Annotated in this window: 23 protein-coding genes; 21 read left to right on the forward strand and 2 right to left on the reverse strand. The window is 51.6% G+C overall.

All coding sequences use genetic code 11. The features are described 5' to 3' along the window. The 8 genes from priA (at window position 1) to rpe (ending at window position 9,356) form a co-directional block, all read left to right on the forward strand. Complete coding sequence (priA, locus tag ACTRXG_RS05300) at window positions 1-2,409, forward strand: primosomal protein N' (RefSeq protein WP_474277276.1); 2,409 nt, start codon at window positions 1-3, stop codon at window positions 2,407-2,409. 72 nt (window positions 2,410-2,481) lie between these two features. Then, window positions 2,482-3,420, forward strand: coding sequence for a methionyl-tRNA formyltransferase (gene fmt, locus ACTRXG_RS05305; RefSeq protein WP_474284251.1), 939 nt, complete (start codon window positions 2,482-2,484; stop codon window positions 3,418-3,420). Continuing rightward, window positions 3,413-4,795, forward strand: a complete 1,383-nt coding sequence (gene rsmB, locus ACTRXG_RS05310) for a 16S rRNA (cytosine(967)-C(5))-methyltransferase RsmB (RefSeq protein WP_474284252.1) — start codon at window positions 3,413-3,415, stop codon at window positions 4,793-4,795. Before fmt ends, rsmB begins: the two co-directional genes overlap by 8 nt. Before the next feature lie 2 nt (window positions 4,796-4,797). Then, complete coding sequence (rlmN, locus tag ACTRXG_RS05315; protein WP_474284253.1) at window positions 4,798-5,895, forward strand: dual-specificity RNA methyltransferase RlmN; 1,098 nt, start codon at window positions 4,798-4,800, stop codon at window positions 5,893-5,895. Window positions 5,896-5,900: 5 nt separating this feature from the next. Then, window positions 5,901-6,641 carry a Stp1/IreP family PP2C-type Ser/Thr phosphatase gene (locus ACTRXG_RS05320; protein WP_474260827.1) on the forward strand — a complete coding sequence of 247 codons (741 nt, stop codon included), beginning with the start codon at window positions 5,901-5,903 and terminating at the stop codon, window positions 6,639-6,641. After that, entirely contained in the window at window positions 6,629-7,849 is a 1,221-nt protein-coding gene (gene pknB / locus ACTRXG_RS05325; RefSeq protein WP_474284254.1) for a Stk1 family PASTA domain-containing Ser/Thr kinase, read from the forward strand. The genes ACTRXG_RS05320 and pknB overlap by 13 nt, the downstream gene beginning before the upstream one ends. Continuing rightward, window positions 7,828-8,709 (forward strand): ribosome small subunit-dependent GTPase A, encoded by an 882-nt coding sequence (gene rsgA / locus ACTRXG_RS05330; RefSeq protein WP_474284255.1) that lies wholly within the window; start codon window positions 7,828-7,830, stop codon window positions 8,707-8,709. Before pknB ends, rsgA begins: the two co-directional genes overlap by 22 nt. Window positions 8,710-8,711: 2 nt before the next feature. Beyond that, entirely contained in the window at window positions 8,712-9,356 is a 645-nt protein-coding gene (gene rpe / locus ACTRXG_RS05335) for a ribulose-phosphate 3-epimerase (protein WP_474284302.1), read from the forward strand. Window positions 9,357-9,420: 64 nt separating this feature from the next. On the opposite strand, the gene rpmB is transcribed toward rpe, so the two are convergent. After that, window positions 9,421-9,609, reverse strand: a complete 189-nt coding sequence (gene rpmB, locus ACTRXG_RS05340) for a 50S ribosomal protein L28 (protein ID WP_022792731.1) — start codon at window positions 9,607-9,609, stop codon at window positions 9,421-9,423. A gap of 211 nt (window positions 9,610-9,820) precedes the next feature. Here rpmB and ACTRXG_RS05345 point away from each other — a divergent pair, with 211 nt between their 5' ends. The 9 genes from ACTRXG_RS05345 (at window position 9,821) to rnc (ending at window position 18,540) form a co-directional block, all read left to right on the forward strand. Next, entirely contained in the window at window positions 9,821-10,189 is a 369-nt protein-coding gene (locus ACTRXG_RS05345; protein WP_322524635.1) for an Asp23/Gls24 family envelope stress response protein, read from the forward strand. 27 nt (window positions 10,190-10,216) lie between these two features. Continuing rightward, window positions 10,217-11,869: a DAK2 domain-containing protein gene (locus tag ACTRXG_RS05350; protein ID WP_474284256.1), complete on the forward strand. Its 1,653-nt coding sequence runs from the start codon at window positions 10,217-10,219 to the stop codon at window positions 11,867-11,869. Window positions 11,870-12,001: 132 nt separating this feature from the next. Further along, window positions 12,002-14,047 (forward strand): ATP-dependent DNA helicase RecG, encoded by a 2,046-nt coding sequence (gene recG, locus ACTRXG_RS05355; protein WP_474284257.1) that lies wholly within the window; start codon window positions 12,002-12,004, stop codon window positions 14,045-14,047. A 68-nt stretch (window positions 14,048-14,115) separates the two neighbouring features. Continuing rightward, complete coding sequence (fapR, locus tag ACTRXG_RS05360; protein WP_474284258.1) at window positions 14,116-14,688, forward strand: transcription factor FapR; 573 nt, start codon at window positions 14,116-14,118, stop codon at window positions 14,686-14,688. Window positions 14,689-14,701: 13 nt separating this feature from the next. Next, the gene (gene plsX, locus ACTRXG_RS05365) at window positions 14,702-15,682 is read left to right on the forward strand and encodes a phosphate acyltransferase PlsX (protein ID WP_474260442.1); all 981 of its coding nucleotides are present in this window, start codon (window positions 14,702-14,704) and stop codon (window positions 15,680-15,682) included. Between the two features lie 11 nt (window positions 15,683-15,693). Further along, on the forward strand, window positions 15,694-16,641 hold the full coding sequence (gene fabD, locus ACTRXG_RS05370; RefSeq protein ID WP_474277302.1) for an ACP S-malonyltransferase: 948 nt from the start codon (window positions 15,694-15,696) through the stop codon (window positions 16,639-16,641). Beyond that, the gene (gene fabG / locus ACTRXG_RS05375; protein WP_474260446.1) at window positions 16,638-17,384 is read left to right on the forward strand and encodes a 3-oxoacyl-[acyl-carrier-protein] reductase; all 747 of its coding nucleotides are present in this window, start codon (window positions 16,638-16,640) and stop codon (window positions 17,382-17,384) included. Before fabD ends, fabG begins: the two co-directional genes overlap by 4 nt. An 88-nt stretch (window positions 17,385-17,472) precedes the next feature. Continuing rightward, window positions 17,473-17,703 (forward strand): acyl carrier protein, encoded by a 231-nt coding sequence (acpP, locus tag ACTRXG_RS05380; RefSeq protein WP_462865279.1) that lies wholly within the window; start codon window positions 17,473-17,475, stop codon window positions 17,701-17,703. A gap of 153 nt (window positions 17,704-17,856) precedes the next feature. Further along, window positions 17,857-18,540, forward strand: coding sequence for a ribonuclease III (rnc, locus tag ACTRXG_RS05385; protein ID WP_474260828.1), 684 nt, complete (start codon window positions 17,857-17,859; stop codon window positions 18,538-18,540). A gap of 52 nt (window positions 18,541-18,592) precedes the next feature. On the opposite strand, the gene ACTRXG_RS05390 is transcribed toward rnc, so the two are convergent. After that, the gene (locus tag ACTRXG_RS05390) at window positions 18,593-18,817 is read right to left on the reverse strand and encodes a DUF1128 domain-containing protein (protein WP_298784279.1); all 225 of its coding nucleotides are present in this window, start codon (window positions 18,815-18,817) and stop codon (window positions 18,593-18,595) included. Between the two features lie 250 nt (window positions 18,818-19,067). On the opposite strand from ACTRXG_RS05390, the gene smc reads away from it, so the two are divergent. The 4 genes from smc (at window position 19,068) to ffh (ending at window position 25,488) form a co-directional block, all read left to right on the forward strand. Continuing rightward, window positions 19,068-22,616 (forward strand): chromosome segregation protein SMC, encoded by a 3,549-nt coding sequence (gene smc / locus ACTRXG_RS05395; RefSeq protein WP_474284303.1) that lies wholly within the window; start codon window positions 19,068-19,070, stop codon window positions 22,614-22,616. A 12-nt stretch (window positions 22,617-22,628) separates the two neighbouring features. Then, window positions 22,629-23,708, forward strand: a complete 1,080-nt coding sequence (gene ftsY, locus ACTRXG_RS05400; RefSeq protein ID WP_474260451.1) for a signal recognition particle-docking protein FtsY — start codon at window positions 22,629-22,631, stop codon at window positions 23,706-23,708. Window positions 23,709-23,797: 89 nt separating this feature from the next. Next, window positions 23,798-24,145, forward strand: a complete 348-nt coding sequence (locus ACTRXG_RS05405) for a putative DNA-binding protein (RefSeq protein WP_474260453.1) — start codon at window positions 23,798-23,800, stop codon at window positions 24,143-24,145. Next, window positions 24,145-25,488 (forward strand): signal recognition particle protein, encoded by a 1,344-nt coding sequence (gene ffh, locus ACTRXG_RS05410; protein ID WP_474284259.1) that lies wholly within the window; start codon window positions 24,145-24,147, stop codon window positions 25,486-25,488. The genes ACTRXG_RS05405 and ffh overlap by 1 nt, the downstream gene beginning before the upstream one ends. The last annotated feature ends 15 nt before the right edge of the window (window positions 25,489-25,503 follow it).

Genomic DNA, 25,503 nt, shown 5'->3' on the forward strand with positions numbered 1-25,503 from the left:
ATGTACGCCAAGGTAATTGTGGATATAGCGACCGGCCAGACGAACCGGGCTTTTGATTATCAGATTCCGGCTTCACTCGAAATGCTCGCGCGCCCCGGATCGAGAGTGACGGTGCCGTTTGGTGCCCGGAAGATTCAGGGATTTATCTGGCGGATCGAAGACAATACAGAGCTTGCCCGGGTTAAGCCGATTACAGATGTGCTCGATCCTCATCCGGTGCTTACGCAGGAGCTGCTTGAGCTCGGAGAGTATTTGGCTGTGGAAACGGTCTGTTTTTTAATTACGGCCTATCAGTCGATGATTCCGGCAGCCATTCGGGCAAAACCAAAAAAGAAGATTGAGCTGCTCGTGCCCCCGGAGACACTGCCGCCGGTACTGCAGGCAGTGTTTCAGAAGCAGACGACAATCGACTGGAAGGACCTCCCGGACGATAAAGCAGTGATGCAGCACGTGCAGGAAGCTGTCCATCGTGAACAGATCCGGATCGATTATCAGGTGAAGGACCAGACGAAAAAACAGACGAAGCGGATGCTGCGGCTTCATCCGGAGCACCGGACGCATGCAGCTTCTCTTACGGCGAAAGCGAAAAAACAGCTGGAGCTGTACGACTGGTTTCTTTCGATCGGAGACGAAGAAGTGGCTGTCCCTGCGGCCCAGCTGCTGCATGAGCAGACGGCGAGCCGGGCGGTTATTCAGGGCCTCGTGGAGAAAAACATTCTTATGGAGCGGGACCAGGAGTCGTACCGGGATCCATTTGAAGACCGATCATTTGAAGCCACTCCTCCGCAGGAGCTCACCCCGGACCAGCAGCGGGCACTTGATCCGATTACAGAAAAAACGTCGCGGCATGAGCATCATACGTTTTTGCTGCACGGGGTCACCGGAAGCGGAAAGACAGAAGTGTATCTGCAGGCCATTGACCGTGTGCTGAAGCAGGGACGGGAAGCGATTGTGCTCGTACCGGAAATTTCACTTACCCCGCAAATGGTGGAACGCTTTAAAGGGCGGTTCGGGGACCAGGTGGCGGTAATGCACAGCGCTCTCTCAAGAGGCGAACGGTACGACGAATGGCGCAGGGTGCATGCCGGAGACGCAAAAGTAGCGGTCGGAGCACGGTCGGCGGTTTTTGCCCCCTTCAAAAATGTCGGCCTGATTATCATTGATGAAGAGCACGAAGGCAGCTACAAGCAGGAGGACCACCCCCGTTATCACGCCCGGGAGGTAGCGATCTGGAGAGGCAGGTATCACGGGGCTCCGGTCGTATTAGGGAGCGCCACGCCGTCGCTGGAATCATATGCCCGTGCCGGCCGGGAGGTTTATCAGCTGCTTGAAATGCCGGAGAGAATCAACCAGAAACAGCTGCCCGCCATCGATGTGGTGGATATGAGGGACGAGCTTCATAAAGGCAACCGCTCCGTATTTTCCGAAACGCTGCTTGAAAAGCTGAAGGACCGACTGGAAAAAGGGGAGCAGAGTATTTTGTTTCTAAACCGGCGAGGCTACTCTTCGTTTGTCATGTGCCGTTCATGCGGTTATACTGCTGAATGCCCGCACTGTGAAATCACGCTCACATACCATCAGACAAAGCATCAGCTGAAGTGCCACTATTGTGGCTATGAAGAAGCGATGCCTGCAACGTGCCCGTCCTGCGAAAGCGAACAGATCCGCTACTTTGGCACAGGCACCCAGAAGGTGGAAGAAGAGCTGACGAAGGTGCTGCCGGAGGCCAGGATTATCCGGATGGATATGGACACCACGACGAAAAAAGGCTCCCACGAACAGATGCTTCGCCGGTTTGGAAACGGAGAGGCGGACATTCTGCTCGGCACCCAGATGATTGCCAAAGGCCTGGACTTCCCTATGATTACGCTGGTCGGTGTACTGGCAGCGGACACGATGCTGCATCTGCCTGATTTCCGGGCGCCGGAGCGGACCTTTCAGCTGCTTACTCAGGTGAGCGGCCGGGCCGGCCGGGACAAGCTGCAGGGCGAAGTAGTGATTCAATCCTACAGCCCCGATCATTACAGTATCCAGTTCGCTAAAAATCATGATTATCCATCGTTCAGCCGGCATGAAATGGGCCAGCGCAAGCGCGGTGGGTACCCGCCGTATTATTATTTAACGATGGTCAACGTTTCTCATGAAGAGATCGGCGTAGCGCTGAAAACCGCTGAAAAAGTGACGAGCCGGCTGCGGGAGGAATTATCACCGCAGGCGAAAATTCTCGGACCAACTGTTTCTCCGATTGCAAGGATCAAGGATAGATATCGGTACCAATGCATGATAAAATACAGGGATGAGCCTGAATTAACGAAAATCCTGAATGATATTGCTGTACATTATCAAAAAGAGACAGCTCAGGATAAGCTGTTTATTACGATTGATATGTATCCGCAGTTGTTTCTATAAGGTAAACACCAGCCCCGCTGCTTCGATAGTGACCGACGCACGGGGCTGTGTATTGTGAAAAGAGGGTTAAATATGAACATTTTATTTATGGGGACGCCGGACTTTTCGGTCCCGGTCCTGCGGCGTCTGCTTGAAGAGGGCTATCCGGTAACGGCGGTGGTCACTCAGCCTGACCGCCCGAAGGGAAGAAAAAAAGAGCTGACCCCGCCGCCGGTCAAAGTTGAAGCCGAAGCGTGGAAGCTTCCTGTACTGCAGCCGGAAAAGCTGAAAAACGAAGCCTCCTTAAACGAAGTGCTGGCAGAGAAGCCGGATTTAATTATTACAGCGGCGTTCGGACAGATTCTGCCGAGAAAGCTTCTCGAAGCCCCTTCCATTGCAGCGGTGAATGTGCACGCTTCCCTGCTTCCGGAATACCGCGGCGGCGCCCCGATTCACCAGGCGGTCATCGATGGCCGGGAAAAAACAGGCGTCACGATCATGGACATGGTGGCAAAACTGGACGCCGGCGACATCATCCGTCAGCAGGAAGTACCCATTGAATGGGAGGATACGGTCGGAGATGTGCATGACAAACTGAGCGCCGTCGGAGCAGATCTTTTGATCGAAACGCTGCCGTCAGTAATCGACGGCACGGCGGAACGGACTCCGCAGAATGAAGAGAAAGTAACGTTTGCATCCAACATCCAGCGCGGCCAGGAAAAGGTCGACTGGAAGCAGAGCGGCCGTTCGATCTATAACCAGATCCGCGGAATGAATCCATGGCCGGTGGCCTATGCAGAGAAAGACGGAAAGTCGATTAAGCTTTGGCGTGCCGAATGGGTGGATGCTTCCGCCAGTGCTGAAGCGGGCACTATTACTGCGATAACAGATGACTACATTGATGTGGCAGCCGGTGACGGCACAATGGTTCGGCTGCTGGAGATTCAGCCGGCTGGTAAAAAAAGAATGAAAACGGCCGAGTTTTTGCGGGGAAGCCACGGCTGGTCCAAAGGAGAGAGTTTTAATGAATAAAACGGAGCCTTCCTATTCCCTCCGGTATACAGCTGCTTCCCTGCTCGAGCGGGTGGAGACCGGCCAGGCCTTCAGCCACCTGCTGCTTCATCACGAGCTCGCCGGAAAAGCATGGTCGAGAGAGGATGCCGGTCTTCTGACCGAAATTGTTTACGGCACTCTCCGCCGCCAGAACACCCTCGACTACGTGCTTGGGGTTTTTGTGAACAAGCCGCTAACGAAGCTTGACGCCTGGGTGCGCGTGCTGCTGCGAATGAGTGTGTACCAGATGCGTTACCTTGACCGGGTGCCGGACCACGCCGTGGTGGATGAGGCGGTAAAAATTGCGAAGCAGCGAGGCAATAAAGGGGTGAGCGGTTTTGTAAACGGGGTGCTCCGCTCCTTGCAGCGCAAAGGATTTCCCGACACTACCGCTATCAAAAACACAGAGGAACGTCTGGCGGTCGACTACAGCCATCCGGCATGGATGCTTCGGGAATGGCAGGCGGCCTACGGGGAAAACACAGCCCTCCGTATTGCCGAAGCAAATAACGTCACGCCAAAAACAAACGTGCGGGTCTCCTCTGAAGCTGAACTCGGAGACGTGCAGGAAATGCTCGAACAGGAAGGAATGCAGACAACCCGGGGTATTATTGCAGAGAAAGCATTAATTGTAGAAAAAGGAAATGTTCTCGTCACCGAAGCGTATCAGAACGGCTATATAACGGTGCAGGATGAAAGCTCCATGAAAGCCGGCGAAGCACTGATGGTTGAAGAAAACATGAACGTTCTCGATGCCTGCGCGGCCCCGGGCGGAAAATCAACGGATGCTGCCGAACGGACCGGCCCGGGCGGAAGCGTGGCAGCCCATGACCTGAGTGCAAAAAAGCTTACCCAAATTGAAGAACAGGCAGCAAGACTTGGGCTTGAAAATATTGAAACCGCCGCCGGGGATGCACGTCAATTGACAACAACTTTTTCGGCGCGTACATTTGACCGGGTGCTCGTCGATGCTCCGTGCAGCGGACTTGGCGTTATTCGGAAAAAGCCCGAGCAGAAATGGGCCAAAAAAGCAGAGGATTTTGAACGCCTGCCGGAGATACAGCACGAAATATTGAATGAAGCTGTAAGTATGTTACGATTTAATGGAAGGATTGTGTACAGCACATGTACAATTCGTCCAGAGGAGAACGAACAGGTGTGGGAAGCGTTTTTGCACCGACATCCAGAACTATCGCCAGACCATGAACTGACCGACAAACTAAAACTTTCAGAAATAGAGCATTTTTCCAGCGAATACGGATGGTGCACGATTCTTCCCCATGGATACGGCACAGATGGATTTTTCATTGCTGCGGCGGTAAAAAATAATAAGGAAGAAACGGAAGGAGCATAAGCATGCAGATTTTAAAAAAGGAGGCGCCTGCCCCGCAAACGGACAGCCCCTCCATGTACAGCTTGAAATACGAGGAACTTGAACAATGGTTAAAAGAAAACGGGGAGCCGGCATTCCGTGCGAAGCAGCTGTTTGAATGGATGTATCAAAAGCGCGTGACCTCATTTGAGGAAATGACCAACATCCCGAAAACGCTTCGCGAAAAGCTCGAAAGCACGTTTACACTGACGACGTTGAAAGAGGTCATCCATCAGCAGTCCCAGGACGGCACCATTAAGATTTTGTTTGAACTGCAGGACGGCTATACGATCGAAACCGTACTGATGAAGCACGACTATGGCTACAGCGTTTGTGTAACCACCCAGGTAGGCTGCCGGCTCGGCTGTACCTTCTGTGCTTCCACACTTGGCGGCCTGAAAAGAAACCTTGAAGGTGGCGAAATTACCGCCCAGGTGCTTGAGTCCCAGCGTCTGCTTGACGAAAGAGATGAACGTGTAAGCTCTATCGTTGTTATGGGAATCGGTGAGCCGTTCGATAACTACGACGGTCTGATGAACTTTCTGCGCGTAGTCAATCACAACGATGGTTTAAATATTGGTGCACGCCACATTACCGTTTCTACAAGCGGGGTTGTTCCGCGCATTTATGACTTTGCCAACGAAAACATGCAGATCAATTTCGCAGTATCTCTCCACGCAGCAAACACAGAGACCCGCAGCCGGCTGATGCCGATTAACCGCGCTTGGGATGTTTCGGAGCTGATGGATTCCATCCGCTACTACCAGAAGAAAACGAACCGAAGAGTCACATTTGAATACGGCCTGTTCGGCCAGGTAAATGACCAGAAAGAGGACGCGGAAGAGCTCGCCGACCTGATCGGTGATTTGAAATGCCACGTCAATCTGATTCCTGTGAACGATGTGCCGGAAAGAAACTACGTGCGTACCACAAGAAACGACATTTTTGCGTTTGAAAAAGCATTAAAAGACCGCGGGGTGAACGTAACGATCCGGCGTGAGCAGGGACACGATATCGATGCAGCCTGCGGACAGCTGCGTGCCAACCAGCGGAAAGAAGAAACGGAGGCTAATTCCCAGTGAACCATATGTTTTTAACAGACCGGGGCAAAATCCGTCCTCATAATGAAGATACCGGAGGCATCGTCACGCATGCTTCCGGCATTATTTTAGCCGTCGTTGCCGATGGAATGGGCGGACATTCGGCCGGAGACGTGGCAAGCGCCATGGCTTATCAGACGTTAAAGGACGCGTGGGAGGAAAATCCGTCTGTCAATTCAATTGAAGAGGCGTCGGAGTGGCTGACTGACAACATGATGAAAGCAAATGAAGCCATCATCCGCCACGCCCATCATTATCCGGAGCATGCGGGAATGGGAACGACCCTTGTCGCAGCCATCTGCCACCCGTCGTTTACCGTTACCGGAAATATCGGTGACAGCCGCAGCTATATCTGGACGGACCGTACGGTTCAGCAGCAGAGTGAAGACCATTCCCTTGTGCAGGAGCTGTATAATAAAGGACAGATTTCAGCACTCGAAGCGGAGTCGCATCCGCAGAAAAATATATTAACGAAAGCACTCGGCACGGACCGCGGCCTTTCCCCTGACATCTATACGTATGAATGGGGCGAAGGGGACGGCGTGCTTCTTTGTACCGACGGGCTGACGAATAAGCTTGGCGCTGAAGATATGGCCGGGATGCTTGCTTCTCACAAGCACCTTCGCGAAGGTGTGGAAGCGATGGTGCAGGCAGCCAACGACCGCGGAGGCGAAGATAATATTACGATTGCGGTGGTAATGCGGGAGGAAGAGGTATGGACCAACTGATCGGACGCCGTATCAGTGACCGTTATCATATTAAACGCCTCCTTGGAAGCGGCGGTATGGCGTACGTGTATCTCGGAGAGGATATGATTCTGGAACGGCTGGTGGCAATTAAAATTCTTCAGCCGCAGTTTAACGGCGACGAGGAATTTTTGCAGCGGTTCCGCCGCGAGTCCCGGGCAGCCACTATTTTGGGCCATAGAAACACGGTCAATATTTATGACGTTGGCGAAGAGCGGGAGCTGCATTATATCGTTATGGAATACGTGGAGGGCCAGACGGTGAAGGAAATGATCCGCCTGCATGGACCGCTGCCGCTTGCACAGGCGGTACATATGACCAGGCAGCTGCTTGAGGCGCTGATGCAGGCGCACAGTCACGGCATCATCCACCGGGACATCAAGCCCCACAATCTTCTTTCCAACGACCGCGGGGAAGTAAAAGTAGCTGATTTCGGCATTGCCCGTGCTGCGTCTGCTTCCACGATCACACAAACCAATACGATGATGGGCTCCGTCCATTATATTTCGCCGGAGCAGGCGAGAGGCGGAGTGGTAAGTGCACGCTCAGATATTTATGCTGCCGGTATCGTTTTGTTTGAAATGGTGACCGGGGTGATTCCCTACGATGCAGAATCCGCTGTAAGTATTGCTTTAAAGCATATTCAGGAGCCGCTTCCGGACCCGATGCAGCTGCGGCAGGGTCTGCCGCAGAGTCTGTCGAACGTTATCCTAAAAGCTGCGGCCAAAAGTCCGGATGACCGTTACGCGAGCGCCGAAGAAATGTATGAGGACATCCGTTCCGCGCTGTCGGAGGAGAGAAGAAACGAACGCCCTTATTTCATCCAGGAGGGCCACACCAATGCCCGGGAGCGGGAATGGTCGGACCCCCAGGTGGCCGAAGAAGACACGATGGTAGCAGCGCCGGCTGTTCAGGAAGATGAGCAGCAGGATTCCGCCCTGGAAACAAAGGCCGACCGGCAGCCGGAGAAAACTAAAAAATGGCCGTATGTTGTGGCCTGTATACTCGTATTTTCAGGAGCGGCATTTTTTTACTGGCTGCTTCCAGAAATGTTTGTTGTGAGTGGCTCAACGGAATTAATTCCGCACGTCTTTCCCGCAGCGCAGACAGCTGTGTGGGATGCGGACTGGGCAGGAGAGAGCCCAATATTACAAGAAGGGGCGAAGGTATGGCAACAGGTCGAATTGTAAAAGCAGTCAGCGGGTTCTACTATGTGGACAGTGAAGAAGGATATTTTCAGTGCCGGGGCCGGGGACTGTTCCGCAAACAGAAAATCAAACCGCTTGTAGGTGACTTTGTGCGGTTTGAAGCAGAAAATCATACAGACGGATACGTACTAGAAATTAAAGAACGAAGCAATGAACTGGTGCGCCCGCCGGTCGCAAACATTGACCAGGCACTGCTCATATTTTCCGCTGTCGAGCCTGATTTTTCCACCTGGCTGCTCGACCGTTTTCTTGTGCATGTGGAAAACGAAGAAATTAGACCGGTGATTTTAGTAAGTAAATGGGACAAAGCAGATGAAGCAAAAAAAGAGACACTGCGGGCCGCACAGAAGGATTATGAGCATATCGGCTATCCGTTCCAATTTTACTCGACGAAAACAGGCGAAGGCATCGAAGAGGCCGCTGCTTATTTTCCGGAGAAGTATTCTCTTTTATCCGGGCAGTCGGGAGTGGGGAAATCGTCGCTCCTGAACGCGGTGGCGCCTGATCTTGATCTCGAGACAGCGAACATTTCCGGGGCTCTCGGGCGCGGGAAGCATACGACAAGGCACGTAGAGTTCCTGCGGGTTAACGGCGGATGGGTGGCAGATACGCCCGGGTTCAGCTCGCTTGATTTTGGTTCGATTACAGCCGAAGACCTCGATATCTGTTTTCCGGAAATGCGGGCAAGAATGCCCGACTGCAAATTCCGCGGATGCTCCCACCGGCAGGAGCCGGGCTGTGCCATAAGGCTCGATGTGGAGGAAGGACGAATCCCGTCTTACCGCTACGAGCATTACAAACAGTTCCACGAAGAAATTTCATCCACTCCGAGGAGGTATTAATGATGATAAAAATAGCGCCTTCCATCCTGTCAGCTGATTTTGCGGAATTGGGCCGGGCGGTGAAGGAAATTGACGAAGCCGGGGCGGATTATATACATATCGATGTCATGGACGGCCACTTTGTTCCGAATATCACGTTCGGGCTTCCGGTCATCGAGGCCATTCGCCCGTACAGCGATAAACCGTTTGATGTGCATTTAATGATTGAAAAGCCGGAACGCTACATTGAAGATTTTGCCAAAGCGGGAGCTGACATTATTTCGGTGCATGTGGAGGCGTGTCCCCATATACACCGTACGGTCCAGCAGATTAAAGAAGCCGGCTGCCGGGCGGGCGTAGTATTAAATCCGGCAACCCCGGTGGAAATGATCACTCATATTCTGCCGGATGTTGATCTTGTGCTTTTAATGACTGTAAACCCGGGATTTGGCGGCCAGGCGTTTATTCCGAACGTACTCGACAAAATCAGAGCAGTGAAAAAAGCGGCGGATGTCGTTAATCCAGAGCTCGAGATTGAAGTGGACGGCGGGGTCAGCCGGGAAACAGCCAAAGACTGTCTCGAAGCCGGGGCGAATGTGCTTGTGTCGGGCTCGGCCCTGTTTAAGCAGGAGGATAAAGCGAAGGCAATCGAAGAATTAAAGCAGTAAATAATATTATTATGTAAACTAAAAAACACTCGTAAAAAAAGCGGCTCTATGGCCGCTTTTTGCTTTATACGCGTGTGACTTTACCAGATTTTAATGCTCTGGCGGAAACGTATACGCGTTTTGGCTTACCGTTTACAAGAATGCGGACTTTTTGCACGTTAGCTCCCCAACGGCGTTTCGTTGCATTGTTGGCGTGAGAACGGTTATTTCCGGCTTTAGGGCCTTTCCCTGTTACATAGCACTTGCGGGACATATGCGGCACCTCCTTATTAATATCAAACAAAATTACCCATACTCAAATATATTAGCACAGAGCCTGTACACACGCAATGTTGATCCGCCAAAAATACAATTATGCTTTTCATTTAAGGCAAACGTGGTTATAGTGATAATGGCATAGTTACTTTGAAAAGAAGCTGGAGCGTCCGGATACAGCCGGCGTCCGGAAAGGAAGGAAACGAGACATGAGTTTCGAAATATATTCATCAAACGGAACAGTCGATATTACACTCGAAGTGCTTGCCACTGCCGTGGGAGCGGCAGCCATGGACTGCTACGGAATCGTAGGTATGGCGTCCAGGAAACATTTCAAGGACAACCTATCGGAACTGCTGCGAAGAGAAAATTATTCCCGTGGAGTAGTCGTCCGGGAAGAGGACGGCCTTATCCATATTGATATGTATATTATTGTAAGCTATGGTACGAAAATTTCTGAAGTGGCGCACAACGTGCAGCGGAAAGTGAAGTATCAGCTGCAGAAAATGCTCGGGCTGGACGTGTCCGCTGTGAATGTCTATGTTCAGGGCGTGCAGATTGAATCGGCCTCACCATAGGAAGAGACGGATGAAGGAGAGAGAAAAATGGATCAATTAGTACGCGGTCCTGAACTGGGAAGGATGCTGAAGCAGGGAGCTTCCGCACTGCAAAAACACAGCAAAGAGGTAGACGCACTGAATGTGTTTCCAGTTCCGGACGGGGACACAGGCACCAATATGAGTTTGACGATCCGTTCCGGCGTCGAACAGCTCAAGGAGAACCAGCATGCCGGAGAGACAGCCAAACACTTTTCCAAAGGATTGTTAATGGGAGCGCGTGGAAACTCCGGCGTTATTTTGTCGCAGCTGTTCCGCGGCTTTGCCAAATCTATGGAAAAAAAGTCTGAGCTCCGTACTCCTGACGTTGCAGAAGCTTTTGAACAGGGAGTGGATGCTGCCTACCGGGCAGTGATGAAGCCGGTGGAAGGAACGATTCTCACAGTGGCCAGGGAAGCGTCTCTTGCTATGAAAAATGAACATAACGCCAGTGAGCTTGCGCTGGATGAATGGATGCGGCGGTTTTTGAAGGCGGCTAAAGAAGCGCTTGCTTATACGCCCGAGCAGCTGCCAGTCTTGAAGGAGGTTGGTGTAGTTGACTCGGGCGGCCAGGGGCTTGTGCACATATATGAGGGGATGCTGCACGCGCTAACCGGGCAGGAGGAAGAAGAAGGAGAATCTGTGCCTTCGCTTGACCAGCTTGTGAAGCTCGAGCACCATAAGGATCCGGCCGCCCAGGTCGGAGCCGAAGCTATTACGTACGGATACTGTACCGAAGTAATGGTCCGCTTTGCAGACAGTGATCCTTCCTTTCAGGAAGAAGCATTCCGGGAAGAGCTGTCGGCCCACGGGGATTCTCTTTTAGTAGTCTGTGATGAAGAACTGCTGAAGGTTCATATTCACGCCGAAGAACCAGGGAAAATTCTGGAAAAATCTCAGCGCTACGGAGAGCTGATTCATATAAAAATTGAAAATATGCGTGAGCAGAATCGTGCCCTGCAGCAGGAAGGAACGTCAGAAAGGCCTGAGACTTCCGCATCTCTTGTACCCTACGGCTTTGTGACCGTGACGACTGGTGACGGAGTAGCCTCGCTCTTTGAAAGCCTTGGAGTTCAGGAGGTTGTCCACGGCGGACAGTCAATGAATCCGAGTACCGAGGACCTTCTCGAGGCTATAAGCCGGGTGCAGGCGGAGCATGTGTTTATACTGCCGAATAACGGCAACATTGTAATGGCTGCGGAGCAGGCAGCAGACATTAGTGACAAGCAGGTAACGGTTATTCCGACGAAAACGGTTCCGCAGGGTCTCGCCGGCATGCTTGCGTTTGACGAAACAAAAGAGGCTGAGGAAAATGAAGAAGCAATGAAAGAAGCCACCCGGTACGTTAAATCCGGCCAGATCACCCATGCCGTAAGAGAAACCAGCATCGAAGGAAAAAAGATTCAGGAAGGCGATTTTATGGGCATTTGGGAAAAAGATATTGTTACCGTTCATGGGGAAATGAAACAGGCTTTTCAGGAACTGCTTGCACGGATGGTCGACAGCGAGAGCGAAATTATTACGCTGATCAGCGGTGAGGATGTGAGCGAAGAGCTGGCGGATGAACTTGCCGCAGAGCTTGAGCAGGCATACCCGGATGTGGAAATAGAAATGCACACGGGCGGACAGCCGCTGTATCAATATATCGTTTCTGTGGAATAAGCTGCCCCGGGCGGCTTATTTTTTTGTTTCACGCGCAGGAGTAACTCTTTCGCGCGAAAAAGGAAACGTATATAATGAAAGGTGAACAACCGTTCGTATAATACAGCAAAAGCAGGAAGGAAGGGACGGTTTATGAATTCGACGCTTCAATCACCGGTCTCTGACTTAAAAGGTGTAGGAGAAGAAAAACAGCGGGAGCTCGAGCAGCTTGGTATTACAACGATTGACGACCTGCTTCATCATTTCCCTTATCGATATGAAAACCACGAAGTGGTTCCTATAGAAGAATTGAAGCACCAGGAAAAAGTAACGATTACCGGCGAAGTGCAGTCGGAGCCGTCTGTGCGTTTTTTTGGCAAAAAAAAATCCCGGATGACCGTGCGGATATTAATTGATCATTTACTGGTAACGGCGGTGTTTTTTAACCGGGCGTTTTTAAAAAAGCAGATAGAAGTCGGCAGGCAGGTGACTATCACCGGAAAGTGGGACAAGCACCGACTTACCATCTCAGTGCAGGATTTTCGGGCCGGCGCCCCCGACCCGGCTAAGCAGCTTGAGCCAATCTACAGCGTGACCGGGAGTCTGACGGTCAAGCAGATGCAGCGTATTCAGGCAGAAGCCGTAAAACACGTCTCGCAGGTAGTCCCTGAAAACCTGCCGGAAGAAATCCGCGAACGGTACCGCCTGCCGGGAAAACCCGAAACATTTCAGGCGCTTCACCAGCCAGAGAGCCGGGAACAGCTGAAGCACGCAAGAAGGCGCTACGTCTATGAAGAACTGCTGTTTTTTCAGTTGAAGATGCAGATGTTTAAACGAATGGAGCGCCAGTCAGCCTCAGCGGTGCCATTTGTGTATGATGCAGAGGCGACGGCGGATTTTGAAAAGCAGCTGCCGTTTCCGCTCACGAATGCGCAGAAAAGAGTAGTGCAGGAAATCCTTGAGGATATTGAGGCTCCCATCCGGATGAACCGGCTTTTGCAGGGGGATGTGGGCTCCGGAAAAACAGTGGTGGCCTCGATTGCCATGCAGGCCGTATTTACCGGAAACGCCCAGTCGGCTCTGATGGTGCCGACAGAAATTCTTGCCGAGCAGCACTATGAGTCTCTTCAGGAGCTGTTTGCAGGAACAGAGGTGACTGTGGGTCTGCTGACCGGTTCGATGCGTCAGAAGGAAAAGCGGAACGTCTATGAACGCATTACTGACGACACCATCGATATTATCATCGGCACTCATGCCCTCATCCAGGAGCCGGTGCAGTTTAATAACCTGAAGCTTGTCATCACTGATGAGCAGCACCGGTTTGGGGTCGGCCAGCGCCGGATTCTTAAAGAAAAAGGGGAGGACCCGGACGTATTGTTTATGACTGCCACCCCGATCCCCCGTACGCTTGCTATCAGCGTCTACGGGGATATGGACGTGTCAGTGATTGACGAAATGCCGCCGGGCCGGAAACCGATTGAAACTTACTGGGCGAAGCCGCAGATGCTTGAGCGGGTGCTTCGTTTTGTGCAGAAAGAAATCGATCAGGGCCGGCAGGCCTATGTCATCTGTCCGCTCATTGAAGAGTCAGAAGCGCTCGATGTTCAAAACGCGATTGACGTGCATGCCCAGCTGATGCAGTTCTTCCCGGGATATCAGGTCGGCCTGATGCATGGACGTCTTCCGGCAGAGGAAAAGGAGGACGTCATGCAGCGGTTTGCCAGCCATGAGCTTGATATTCTCGTTTCGACGACGGTCGTAGAGGTCGGTGTGAACGTGCCAAACGCCACGATGATGGTGATTTATGACGCAGAACGCTTTGGCCTTTCCCAGCTGCATCAGCTGCGGGGCCGTGTTGGACGCGGAGAGCACCAGTCCTATTGTGTGCTTTTGGCCGACCCGAAATCCGAAACCGGCCAGGAGCGGATGAATATCATGCAGGAAACCGAAGATGGATTTGTCCTTTCGGAAAAAGACCTGGAGCTGCGCGGGCCGGGAGATTTTTTTGGGAAAAAGCAGAGCGGACTGCCTGATTTTAAAATTGCGGACGTGGTCCATGACTTCAAAGCGCTCGAGACCGCCCGGGACGATGCGGCGAAATTAATACGCAGCGAAGTGTTCTGGAAGGATGAGAAATACCGGCCCCTCCGGGAATATCTTGAAGAAGCCGGGGCCTTTCAAAAAGATAAACTGGATTAGTGGTTGAAATGAAAGAAATCGGTCTATATACTACTATTAGTACCTACTCATAGAAGTGGATGATTATTATGGCCCGAAAAAATAAAAAGGCAAGGCAGGAAGAACTTCAGACTGTTATTGCCTCTAATCCTTTTATTACCGACGAAGCACTGGCCCGGTCATTTCAGGTGAGCGTTCAGACTGTCCGTCTGGACCGCCTGGAGCTCTCGATCCCGGAGCACCGGGAGAGAATCAAGCACGTTGCTAAAGAAAGGCTTGACGAAGTCAAGGCGCTGCCGCTCGAAGAAGTGATCGGGGAGGTTATTGACCTCCATCTGGACCACGAGGCGATCAGCATACTTGAAATTACCGAGGATCACGTATTCTCAAGGAACGGCATTGCGCGCGGGCATTATCTGTTTGCGCAGGCCAACTCCCTTGCTGTAGCCGTGATCAACGATGAACTGGCGCTTACGATGCGCTCCTCGCTTGAATTTAACCGGCAGGTGCTTCTCGGAGAACGAATTATTGCCAAAGCGGTCGTTACAAAAAAGACCGAAAGAAAAACATATGTTACGGTAACAAGCCGCGTGCAGGGGGAAGAAGTGTTTCAGGGCGAATTCGTCATGTACCGTTCCCACGCTGCTTCGGTGAACGAATAAGGAGACTAAAAAAATGAGAATTGTAGTCGATGCGATGGGCGGCGATCATTCTCCTAAAGCCCAGGTGGCTGGAGCAATGGCTGCTGTTCAAGCTTTTAAAGATATCGAGATTACACTGGTGGGCTCTGAGCCTCAAATCAAAAAACATTTATCCAAAACAGAACGTATTGATATTTTGCATACCGATGAAGTGATTGACGGGGACGAGTCCCCGACCAAAGCCATCCGTCGCAAAAAGCAGTCCTCGATGGTCCTTTCTGTCCAGGAAGTGAAAGAGGGCCGGGCAGCAGCAGGTATTTCTTGCGGCAATACCGGGGCTTTTATGACGGCTGGGCTCCTGCATATTGGGAGAATACACGGCGTGGAGCGGCCGGCACTTGCTCCGACACTCCCGACGGTGGACGGCACAGGCTTTTTGCTGCTTGATGCCGGAGCGAATATGGATGCAAAGGCGAATCATCTGTACCAGCATGCGATTTTAGGCAGTACATATATGCAGCTGGTACGGGGCATTGAAAACCCTCGGGTCGGACTTGTTAATATTGGCACAGAAAAGGGCAAGGGCAATAATTTAATGAAAGAGACGTATGAATTGCTCGAGCATGCTCCGGTGAATTTCGTCGGAAACGTGGAATCAAGGGATCTGCTCGATGGTGTCTGTGACGTAGCGGTCTGCGACGGCTTCTCCGGAAACCTCGTGTTAAAATCCATCGAAGGCACTGCATCCACCCTGTTTTCTCTTCTGAAAAAAGAATTTATGGCAAGTCTGCGGACAAAGCTGGCTGCTGCCATGATGAAAACAGGCCTGACGCATCTGCGTGAGAAAATGAATTACTCCAATCACGGCGGCGCTACGCTTGTGGGCCTGCAGGCGCCGCTGATTAAATGTCACGGGTCATCCGACCATATTTCCGTCTATCATTCGATCCGCCAGGCCCGGCAGATGGCCCAGGAAAACGTGACACACCTTATGCAGAAGCACTTAGAAGAGTAGGAGGCATTACAATGGGAAAAACGGCTTTTATCTTTCCCGGTCAGGGATCCCAGTTTGTTGGAATGGGAAAAGAATTATATGACAACGCTCCGACGGCCCGTACCGTCTTTCAGGAAGCAGATGAAGCGCTTGGATACAGCCTGACCGATATTATGTTTAACGGCCCGGAAGAAACATTAACCCAGACAGAATACACGCAGCCGGCACTGCTTACGATGAGCTCCGCCCTTCATGCGCTTGTGGAGGAAAAGGGCGTGCAGGCCGATTACACCGCCGGCCACAGCCTCGGAGAGTATTCGGCGCTGGTGGCAAATGGCGCGCTCAAATTCGCAGACGCCGCTGCTGTTGTGGCCAAACGGGGAAAATGGATGGCTGAAGCGGACCCCGAGGGTAAAGGAACGATGGCCGCAGTTATGGGCATGGAGCGTGAAGATCTGCAGGAGCTTGTGGATGAAGCTACAGAAGCCGCTGATAAAGTACAGCTGGCCAACCTGAACGCCCCCGGACAGATTGTTATCTCCGGAAGCCGGGAAGGCGTGCGCTATGTGGAGGAGCACGCTCCGGACCGCGGGGCGAAGAAAGTGGTGCCGCTGCAGGTGAGCGGTCCTTTTCATTCCTCGTTTATGAAGCCGGCGGAGGAAAAGCTGGCGGATGCTCTGCAAAACGTTGAGATCCGCGGGCCGCGCCGCCCGCTCATAGCGAATGTGGATGCCAAGGAAACCTCGGACCCATCCGCCATCCGTCAGCAGCTGATTGCGCAGGTAACCTCCCCGGTTCACTGGGAAGATTCGGTGCGCCGCCTGATTGACCTTGGTGTAACGGAATTTGTAGAAATTGGTCCTGGCAGCGTCCTGAGTGGAATGATCCGGAGGATTCAGCGCCGCGGCCTGGATGTACATGCAGTACAGGACGAAGCATCGCTGGATAAATGGCTTGAAAAAAGGAGTGCATCGTCATGAATTTCGAAGGACAAAGCGTGCTTGTAACCGGGGCGTCAAGAGGTATCGGCAAAGCCATCGCCCTTGGCTTTGCCGCTCAGGGAGCGAACGTTGCGATCAACTACGCCGGCAGCAGGGAAAAAGCCGAGGAAACCGCTTCGGAGTGCAAAGAGCACGGCGTAAAGACGCTTGTGATCCAGGCGGATGTATCGAATGAATCGGATGTCAAAGAAATGCTCAAGCAGGTGACAGAGGAATTCGGCGGTATTGACGTGCTTGTAAATAACGCCGGTATCACGAAGGATAACCTGTTAATGCGCATGAAAGAAGACGAATGGGATGACGTCATTGATACAAATTTAAAAAGTGTGTTTTTAACATCCCGGGCAGCGGCCCGTCCGATGATGAAAAAACGGGGCGGAACGATCATCAATATGGCTTCTGTCGTAGGAACGACCGGCAACCCCGGACAGGCGAACTATACGGCATCAAAAGCAGGAGTAGTCGGGCTCACGAAAACGCTCGCCCGTGAGCTTGCTTCGAGAAATATCCGGGTGAACGCTGTCGCACCAGGGTTTATCTCCACGGAAATGACCGACGAGCTCGAAGAAGACACGAAGGAGCAGATGATGCAGCAGATTCCGCTTCAAAAGCTCGGGGAGACGGAAGACGTGGCCAATACGGTGTTGTTTCTCGCTTCAGACAGCGCCAAATATATGACCGGGCAGACGCTGCATGTTGACGGCGGCATGGTAATGCCATAAAATATCGGTGACACAGCGGTTTCATTCGCGCTCAGAAGTGGAAAGAATGGAATGAAGCCGAAACGATTCTTTAAAGGAGGTGAAAGGAATGGCAGAAACACTCGAACGTGTGAAAAAAATCGTTGCAGACCACCTCGGGGTGGATGAGGCGAACGTCAATAAAGACGCGACCTTTAAGGAAGATCTCGGCGCGGATTCTCTGGATGTAGTAGAATTAGTCATGGAACTGGAAGATGAATTTGATCTGGAAATTTCTGATGAAGAAGCAGAAAAAATTCAAACAGTCGGTGATGTAATCAATTACATAGAGAAGCAGTAGTAGAAAGCAAGCCCACGTCCTGTGTAAGCGGGCTGGGCTTTTCTATGTAATACCCGACATTATTTTAAGGGAGGTTCATTTTTGCCAAAACCTACATCGTCCAAAAGCCAGTCCAGGGAGAAAGCAGTATTTACAGCCAGACAGCATGAACTTATGCAGTCCATCCTCCAGGAGCTGCAGGTTTCATTTGCAGACGAGCAGCTGCTGCGACAGGCTTTCACGCACTCTTCCTATGTGAATGAACATCGTATGAAGCACGTAAGGGATAACGAACGTTTGGAATTTCTCGGCGATGCTGTATTGGAGCTGGCGGTTTCCAATCATTTGTTCCGCGAATTCCCTTCCATGACGGAAGGCGATATGACAAAACTCCGCGCCGCAATGGTATGTGAAGCATCGCTAGCTAGCTTGGCCGAGGAATTGCAATTTGGAAATGTGGTCCTGATGGGCAAGGGCGAAGAAATGACCGGCGGCCGCACCCGGCCCGCGCTGCTCGCAGACGTATTCGAATCGTTTGTCGGAGCAATGTATCTTGATCAGGGGCTTTCAAACGTGGAGCAGTTTTTGGAACGATTTGTCTTTCCTAAGCTCGATGAAGGGGCGTTTTCTGTGACAGCTGATTACAAAAGCCAGCTGCAGGAATTCGTCCAGAAGGAAAACCTGGGCGTGATTTCCTATGAAATCACCGATGAGCAGGGGCCGGCCCATAACAGGGAATTTCATTCGGCGGTGTCCTTAAACGACGCGCGTGCCGGTGCCGGCCGCGGACGGTCAAAAAAAGAAGCGGAGCAGCGGGCAGCCCAGGCTACCCTTGAACAGCTGCAGCGCCGTGAATAAACGAAATTAAAAAAACAACCGCCAAACGCTGGCGGTTGTTTAAATGTGCGGATCAGCCTTTGCGCAGATGGCCGAGCTCGGAAACGATGGCCTGCATCTCGCTGACGCTGATATTATTTTTGGAATCCACCATGTCGTAGATTTCTTTAATCTCATGGTATTGATCGACGTCATAATGCTCCGGCTGCATTACAGAAACATTGACGATCTGTAATTTTTTCTGCAGTTCGGTAATCATGTAATCCAGGTTATCACGGCTTGCTTGTTCTAAACTCATGCGAATTTCTTCTCCTCCACTCCGTCCAGTTTAAAAACCCGTGGTTCATCTCTTTAAAAAGCTTCCACGGTGTTTTAATGACAACGTTAATATTATTGTAGTGGTTTTTCCCGCGTTTGACAAAGGGGGATTTAGGTCGAGTTCTGCCGGCGTGCGTGTTGTGATAAAATATAAACAGCAGAAGACAGCGCTCGGCGCTGTCAGTACATACTATAAAATAAGAGGGGGCATACCTTTGTTCCTGAAACGAATAGAAATTAAAGGATTTAAATCGTTTGCCGACCGTTTACATATTGATTTTAACCCCGGCATTACGACCGTCGTCGGCCCGAACGGCAGCGGCAAAAGTAATATTTCCGACAGCATCCGGTGGGTGCTCGGGGAACAGTCGGCCCGGTCGCTGCGCGGCGCCCGTATGGAAGACGTGATATTTTCCGGAAGCGATACCCGGCGTGGGCTGAATATTGCGGAAGTTACGCTCGTGCTTGATAATGAAGACGGAAGCCTTCCATATGAATACAGTGAAATAAGCGTGACACGCCGTTTGTACCGCTCCGGAGAAAGCGAGTATCTGCTGAACCGGACAAAATGCCGCCGCAAAGATATTATTGATCTGTTTATGGATTCCGGCATGGGAAAAGAATCTTTTTCGATTATTGGCCAGGGCCGGGTCGAAGAGGTGTTAAACAGCCGGCCGGAAGAGCGGCGGGCGATGTTTGAAGAAGCTTCCGGGGTATTGAAATACAAGCAGCGCAAGCAGGAAGCTGAAAGAAAATTTGAATCAACAGAGGCGAACCTGCACCGGGTAAAAGACATTCTGCATGAATTGAATGAGCAGATGGAGCCGCTGCAGATACAGGCATCCGAAGCGAAGGACTACCTCGCCAAGCGTGAAGAGCTTGAAGCGCTGGAATCGGCTCTGCTCGTGCATGAAATTGAAGAACTGCATACCGACTGGAAAGCAGCCCAGGAGCAGGAGAAAAAAGAAGAGCGGCACAACAGACGCTGGAAGCAGAAAAAAGAACACACGGAAGCGGCCGCCCGCAAAGCTCGGGCTTTCGAAGCGCTGCTTGCCCGGTTCCACCAGCAGGTGCAGAACGGCTATGTGGAAGCGGCCAGAAATCTCGAAAAACGTGAAGGGGACCGTAACCTTTCAAATGAACAGGGAAAACATGCAGCCGAAAAGCTAGAAGCAGAAAAAAAAGCACTCGAGGAAGACGAGGCAAAGCTGAGCAGCGTAACAAACGCTTACCGGGAGCAAAAAGAACGGTATGAAAAAGAAAACGAAGCTCTCACGAGCGGGATGAATGAACTGCGTTCGGTTCAAAAGCAGCTGCGCTCCTACCAGGAAATGAACGGAAAAGACCTTGAAGAAGAAAAAAGCGAATACATTGAAAAACTCAATGAACAGGCGTCTGTAGGAAACGAAACCCGATACGTGACAGACCAGAAATCTTCTCTCGAGCGGCGTATGAAAGCATTGAAAGAGGATAATCAATCGTTTCTTGAAGAGCGCGGGAATTCCGCGCAGCTCGTTAAGGAGCAGAAAAAAGAAGAGGAAGCGCTCTCCCGCCAAACGGAAAACGCGCGCTCGGAAGCTGAAGCAGCCACCAGAGAAGAAGAGCGCCTGGAAGAAAAATTAAAAGAGCAGGAAGACAAACTGTATAAAGCGTACCGGTACGTTGACGAAAAAAAATCAAAAATCCGTATGCTTGAAGAAATGCAGGAGGAGTATGCCGGCTATTACCAGGGAGCCAAAGAAATTTTAAAGGCCCGGGAACAAAAGCTTTCAGGCATTATCGGCTCGGTGGCTGAGCTGATGGATGTACCGGGAGAATATGTGGAGGCGATGGAAACGGCGCTTGGCACTTCCCTCCAGCATATTGTGACGCAGACCGAAAAAGACGCACGCGAGGCAATTGCGTATTTGCGCAAGCATCAGAAGGGGCGGGCGACGCTGCTCCCCTCCGAAACGGTGCGTCCAAGACGGGCCGACCGGTCCAGCTATGAAAAAGCACAGACGTTTACCGGTTTTGTCGGCACGGCCGGAGAGCTTGTGCATGTCCGCCAGGGATATGAGCATGTCCGTGACCAGCTGCTTGGCCATATTTTTGTAGTGGACCAGCTGGAAACGGCTAACCGCCTGGCGGCAGCGTGCAGCTATAAAATCCGCATCGTCACTCTTGAAGGAGATGTCGTAAACCCCGGGGGCTCGATGAGCGGAGGAAAAACGCAGAACCAGAAGGGCACGCTTCTCGAAAAACAGCGTGAGCTTCGCGAGTTAAGAAATAATTTATCGGAAATAGAAGAAAAGACTGCAGCCTGGGAGAAAACAGTTGATCAGACGAAGCAGGCTGTAAAAAAGCAGAAAGCGGCTGCGAGCGATAAGCAGCAGAGAGCCCGGGAGTATACCGGGCAGCTTGAGGAGAAAAAGGAAGCACGCCGTAAAAGTGAGCAGGAGCACGACCGCCTTGATTCCCGTCTCGGCATGTTTGACCGGGAATATTCCTCGCTTGAGGAAGAGAAAGAACGTCTTGATGAGCGTCTGCAGGTGCTTGAAGAAAACCGGGCAAGAGTCGAAAAAGCCATTACAGAGCTGAAAGCATCGATCGACGCGCTCGAACAGGAATATTCCAGGCGGGATGAGGAAGAGGCGTTGCTCCGGGAGCAGGAGACAGAAAGAAAAGTGCAGACGGCAGCTCTCCGGGAAAATGTCTCTGCCCAGCATAAAGAAAAAGAACGGCTGCACAGGGAAAAAGAAGAACTTGAACAGGTCGTCTCCGCGCGTAAAGAGCGGGCAGCTGCCTGGGAAGAGCATTTAAATAACGACCATAGCAGCCAGGACTGGGATGAATTGGTCGAAGAAGCGAAAGCTGCTAAGGAAAAGATTGAGCGGCTGCAGGAGCAGCTGAATGAACAAAAGAATCGTGCAGCCCGTGCTGCAGAACAAATCGAAGCAACAGCCTCAGTTCAGAATGACCGCTTTCAGGAAAGCCGGGACCGTCTTCATGAAACAACGGTGCGCATGAACCGTCTCGATGTGACGCTCGAAAATAAAATCACCTACCTGCAGTCAGAATATGAATTATCGTTTGAACGGGCGAAACAGAAGCATACGCTGTCCGTAAGCCCGGAGCAGGCAAAAGACGAAGTGCACCTGCTTCAGCTTGGCATCGAAGAGCTCGGAACTGTGAATCTCGGGGCGATTGAAGAATGCGAACGGGTCACGGAGCGTCACCGGTTTTTAAGCAGCCAGCAGGAGGATCTGATGGAGGCAAGACAGTCGTTGCAGGATGTGATCGATGAAATGGACACAGAAGTGACGGAGCGTTTTGCCGCTACGTATCATGCGATCCGCGAAGAATTTCAGCACGTCTTTGCGAAGCTGTTTGGCGGCGGGGAAGCGGATCTGGTGCTTACAGATCCGGAGAATCTGCTTCATACGGGAGTGGATATTTCCGCCCGGCCGCCCGGTAAAAAAAGGCAGCACCTGTCTCTTTTATCCGGCGGGGAGAAGGCGCTGACAGCCATAGCGCTTCTGTTTGCCATTATCAAAGTAAAACCGGCTCCGTTCTGCGTACTGGACGAAGTGGAAGCCGCTCTTGATGAAGCGAACCTCGTACGCTTTGCGAAATACCTGCGCTCGTTCAGTGAAACGACTCAGTTTATTGTGATCAGCCACCGCAAGGCTACCATGGAGGAAGCCGACGTACTTTACGGAATTACAATGGAAGAATCAGGCGTATCAAAAATGGTATCTGTCCGCCTGGAAGAAGCGGATGAACTACTGGAAGTGTAAGGAGTGAAAAGCATGAGTCTTTTTCAACGATTAAAAAAACGAATGGCCGGCGAAGCGGCGGAAGAAGAAGCCAGGGAAGAAGCGAAGCAGGAAGCACAGGAATCAGGCAAAGAAGAGCCCGAAGAAGAACGGCGCGTCTCGCTTTCGAGCCGTTTCCGTGAAGGGCTGGCAAAAACAAGATCTTCTTTCTCCGAAGCGATGAATGAACTGTTTGCCCAGTACCGCGAAGTAAATGAAGATTTCTTTGAAGAACTCGAAGAAATTTTGATCAGCTCAGACGTCGGGGTGGAAACCGTGATGGAAATCATCGACGAGCTGCGAAACGAATCGCTCCTGAAAAATATCCGGACGACGGAAAAACTCACTCCGCTGATCACAGAGAAAATGGCGGAAAAGCTGGACCGCACCGGAGAAGATTCCAAGCTGAACATGAATCCGGACGGAATGACTGTCATGCTTTTTGTTGGCGTGAACGGCGTAGGTAAAACGACCACGATCGGGAAAATGGCCCATCAAATGAAAGCAGAAGGAAAAAAAGTTGTTCTCGCAGCCGGGGACACGTTTCGTGCCGGAGCAATTGAGCAGCTCGAGGGCTGGGGAGAGCGTGCCGGAGTGGACGTTATCAAGCAGCAGGCCGGAAGTGACCCGGCGGCGGTCATTTACGATGCGATCAAGTCAGCCAAATCGAGACAGGCAGATGTGCTTCTCTGCGATACGGCAGGCCGTCTGCAGAACAAGGTCAATCTAATGAATGAGCTTGCGAAAGTAAAGCGTGTAATTACGCGGGAAATTCCCGAGGCGCCTCACGAAGTGCTTCTCGTCCTGGACGCTACCACCGGCCAGAATGCCATGAGCCAGGCAAAAACCTTCCGGGAGGCAACGGAGGTGTCCGGCATCATCTTGACGAAGCTCGATGGTACCGCGAAGGGCGGTATTGTAATGGCGATCCGCAACGAATTGAACATTCCGGTAAAAATGGTCGGGCTCGGGGAAAAGCTGGATGATCTGCAGCCATTCGAAGCGGAGGATTTCGTTTACGGGCTGTTTAAGGATATGATTGAACAGACGCCGGCCGATGCAGAGGAGCGGTAGCATCCGGTTACGCAATTTCTTGACAAGAACCGCTGTGGTTCGTAAGATGAACTGTAAAGTAATTGCACTTAACGCCAGAGGTGGTATGCATGCTCGAAAAAACAGTTCGGATGAATTCACTGTTTGATTTTTACCAGCCGCTGCTGACAAACAAGCAGCGGCTCTATTTGGAAAGGTATTATTTAGACGACTTTTCGCTGGGTGAAATTTCGGAGGAATTTAACGTCAGCCGTCAGGCGGTGTACGACAATATCCGGCGCACCGAGACGATGCTTGAGGAATATGAGGAAAAACTTGGATTATATAAAAAATACCAGAAGCGCCTGGCGCTGTACGAGCAGTTAAAGGCGCTGGCTCCGGACGATTTCCCGGAAAAAACGCAGCTGCTTGAAGCGGTAGAGACGCTGGAAAATTTAGAAGAGGAAGGGGTTTCGTAATGGCATTTGAAGGATTAGGCGAACGTCTGCAGTCCACGTTTGACCATATGAAGAGCCGTGGGAAAGTTACGGATGAAGACGTTAAAGCAATGATGCGCGAAGTACGGCTCGCGCTGCTTGAAGCAGACGTCAACTACAAAGTCGTAAAGCAGTTCGTCAACAGCGTAAAAGATCGTGCGACCGGCCAGGAAGTGATGAAGAGCTTAACGCCCGGCCAGCAGGTGGTCAAGGTGGTCAGCGAAGAGCTGACCCAGCTGATGGGCGGCGAACAGGCGGAAATTGCAAAAGCGGCTAAAGGGCCGACGGTAGTAATGATGGTCGGGCTGCAGGGCGCCGGGAAAACGACGACATCCGCAAAAATTGCGAATTATTTGCGGAAAAACAAAAACCGCCAGCCTCTGATGGCGGCAGCGGACGTCTACCGGCCGGCAGCGATTGATCAGCTCGAGACGCTGGGCCGGCAGCTGAACATGCCCGTCTTCTCTCTCGGAACCGAAGCAGACCCGGTTGATATTGCCAAACAGTCGCTCGTAAAAGCTAAAGAAGAGCATTACGATTATCTGTTTATTGATACAGCAGGCCGTCTGCACGTGGATGATTCTTTGATGGACGAGTTGCAGCGTATGAAAGAAGCAGTCAATCCGGATGAAATCATGCTCGTGGTGGACTCGATGACCGGGCAGGACGCTGTCAACGTGGCAGAAAGCTTTAATGAACAGCTCGGCATTACCGGCGTGACGCTGACGAAGCTTGACGGGGACACCCGCGGCGGGGCAGCGCTGTCGGTTAAATCGGTGACGGATAAACCGATCAAATTCGCCGGTACCGGAGAGAAAATTGACGCCATTGAACCGTTTCACCCGGAACGGATGGCTTCAAGAATTCTCGGCATGGGCGATATGCTCTCCCTGATTGAAAAAGCACAAACCAATGTGGATGAAGACAAAGCCAAAGAGCTTGAAAAGAAAATGCGGTCGCAGGATCTCACGTTCGACGACTTTCTCGAACAGCTCGGCCAGGTGCGTAACATGGGATCGATGGAAGATATTATGAGCATGATCCCTGGCGCCGGCAAAATGAAAGGCCTTAAAAATGTCCAGATGGATGACAATCAGATTACACGGGTGGAGGCAATCGTTCGTTCCATGACCAGAGAGGAACGCCAGCATCCATCTTTGATGAACGCAAGCCGTAAGCGCCGGATTGCCAAAGGAAGCGGCACGACGATCCAGGACGTAAACCGTCTGCTCAAGCAGTTTGAGGACATGAAAAAAATGATGAAGCAGATGACTTCGCAGCAGAAGGGCAAGAAAAAAGGCAATTTTTCGATGCCATTCATGTAAAATTTTTGTATGGCA

The organism is Marinococcus sp. LNSP9103-4, assembly GCF_056034345.1.

Excerpts from the sequence above, each read along its gene's own strand:
- ACTRXG_RS05390 (WP_298784279.1), bottom strand. The coding sequence starts at position 18,817 with ATGAGTTTAGAACAAGCAAGCCGTGATAACCTGGATTACATGATTACC.
- rsgA (WP_474284255.1), top strand. The coding sequence starts at position 7,828 with ATGGCAACAGGTCGAATTGTAAAAGCAGTCAGCGGGTTCTACTATGTG.
- ftsY (WP_474260451.1), top strand. The coding sequence starts at position 22,629 with ATGAGTCTTTTTCAACGATTAAAAAAACGAATGGCCGGCGAAGCGGCG.
- rpe (WP_474284302.1), top strand. The coding sequence starts at position 8,712 with ATGATAAAAATAGCGCCTTCCATCCTGTCAGCTGATTTTGCGGAATTG.
- fabD (WP_474277302.1), top strand. The coding sequence starts at position 15,694 with ATGGGAAAAACGGCTTTTATCTTTCCCGGTCAGGGATCCCAGTTTGTT.
- fapR (WP_474284258.1), top strand. The coding sequence starts at position 14,116 with ATGGCCCGAAAAAATAAAAAGGCAAGGCAGGAAGAACTTCAGACTGTT.
- rsmB (WP_474284252.1), top strand. The coding sequence starts at position 3,413 with ATGAATAAAACGGAGCCTTCCTATTCCCTCCGGTATACAGCTGCTTCC.
- priA (WP_474277276.1), top strand. The coding sequence starts at position 1 with ATGTACGCCAAGGTAATTGTGGATATAGCGACCGGCCAGACGAACCGG.
- ACTRXG_RS05350 (WP_474284256.1), top strand. The coding sequence starts at position 10,217 with ATGGATCAATTAGTACGCGGTCCTGAACTGGGAAGGATGCTGAAGCAG.
- rlmN (WP_474284253.1), top strand. The coding sequence starts at position 4,798 with ATGCAGATTTTAAAAAAGGAGGCGCCTGCCCCGCAAACGGACAGCCCC.
- rpmB (WP_022792731.1), bottom strand. The coding sequence starts at position 9,609 with ATGTCCCGCAAGTGCTATGTAACAGGGAAAGGCCCTAAAGCCGGAAAT.
- pknB (WP_474284254.1), top strand. The coding sequence starts at position 6,629 with ATGGACCAACTGATCGGACGCCGTATCAGTGACCGTTATCATATTAAA.
- fmt (WP_474284251.1), top strand. The coding sequence starts at position 2,482 with ATGAACATTTTATTTATGGGGACGCCGGACTTTTCGGTCCCGGTCCTG.
- ACTRXG_RS05405 (WP_474260453.1), top strand. The coding sequence starts at position 23,798 with ATGCTCGAAAAAACAGTTCGGATGAATTCACTGTTTGATTTTTACCAG.
- recG (WP_474284257.1), top strand. The coding sequence starts at position 12,002 with ATGAATTCGACGCTTCAATCACCGGTCTCTGACTTAAAAGGTGTAGGA.
- ACTRXG_RS05320 (WP_474260827.1), top strand. The coding sequence starts at position 5,901 with ATGTTTTTAACAGACCGGGGCAAAATCCGTCCTCATAATGAAGATACC.
- ACTRXG_RS05345 (WP_322524635.1), top strand. The coding sequence starts at position 9,821 with ATGAGTTTCGAAATATATTCATCAAACGGAACAGTCGATATTACACTC.
- plsX (WP_474260442.1), top strand. The coding sequence starts at position 14,702 with ATGAGAATTGTAGTCGATGCGATGGGCGGCGATCATTCTCCTAAAGCC.
- acpP (WP_462865279.1), top strand. The coding sequence starts at position 17,473 with ATGGCAGAAACACTCGAACGTGTGAAAAAAATCGTTGCAGACCACCTC.
- fabG (WP_474260446.1), top strand. The coding sequence starts at position 16,638 with ATGAATTTCGAAGGACAAAGCGTGCTTGTAACCGGGGCGTCAAGAGGT.
- rnc (WP_474260828.1), top strand. The coding sequence starts at position 17,857 with ATGCAGTCCATCCTCCAGGAGCTGCAGGTTTCATTTGCAGACGAGCAG.
- ffh (WP_474284259.1), top strand. The coding sequence starts at position 24,145 with ATGGCATTTGAAGGATTAGGCGAACGTCTGCAGTCCACGTTTGACCAT.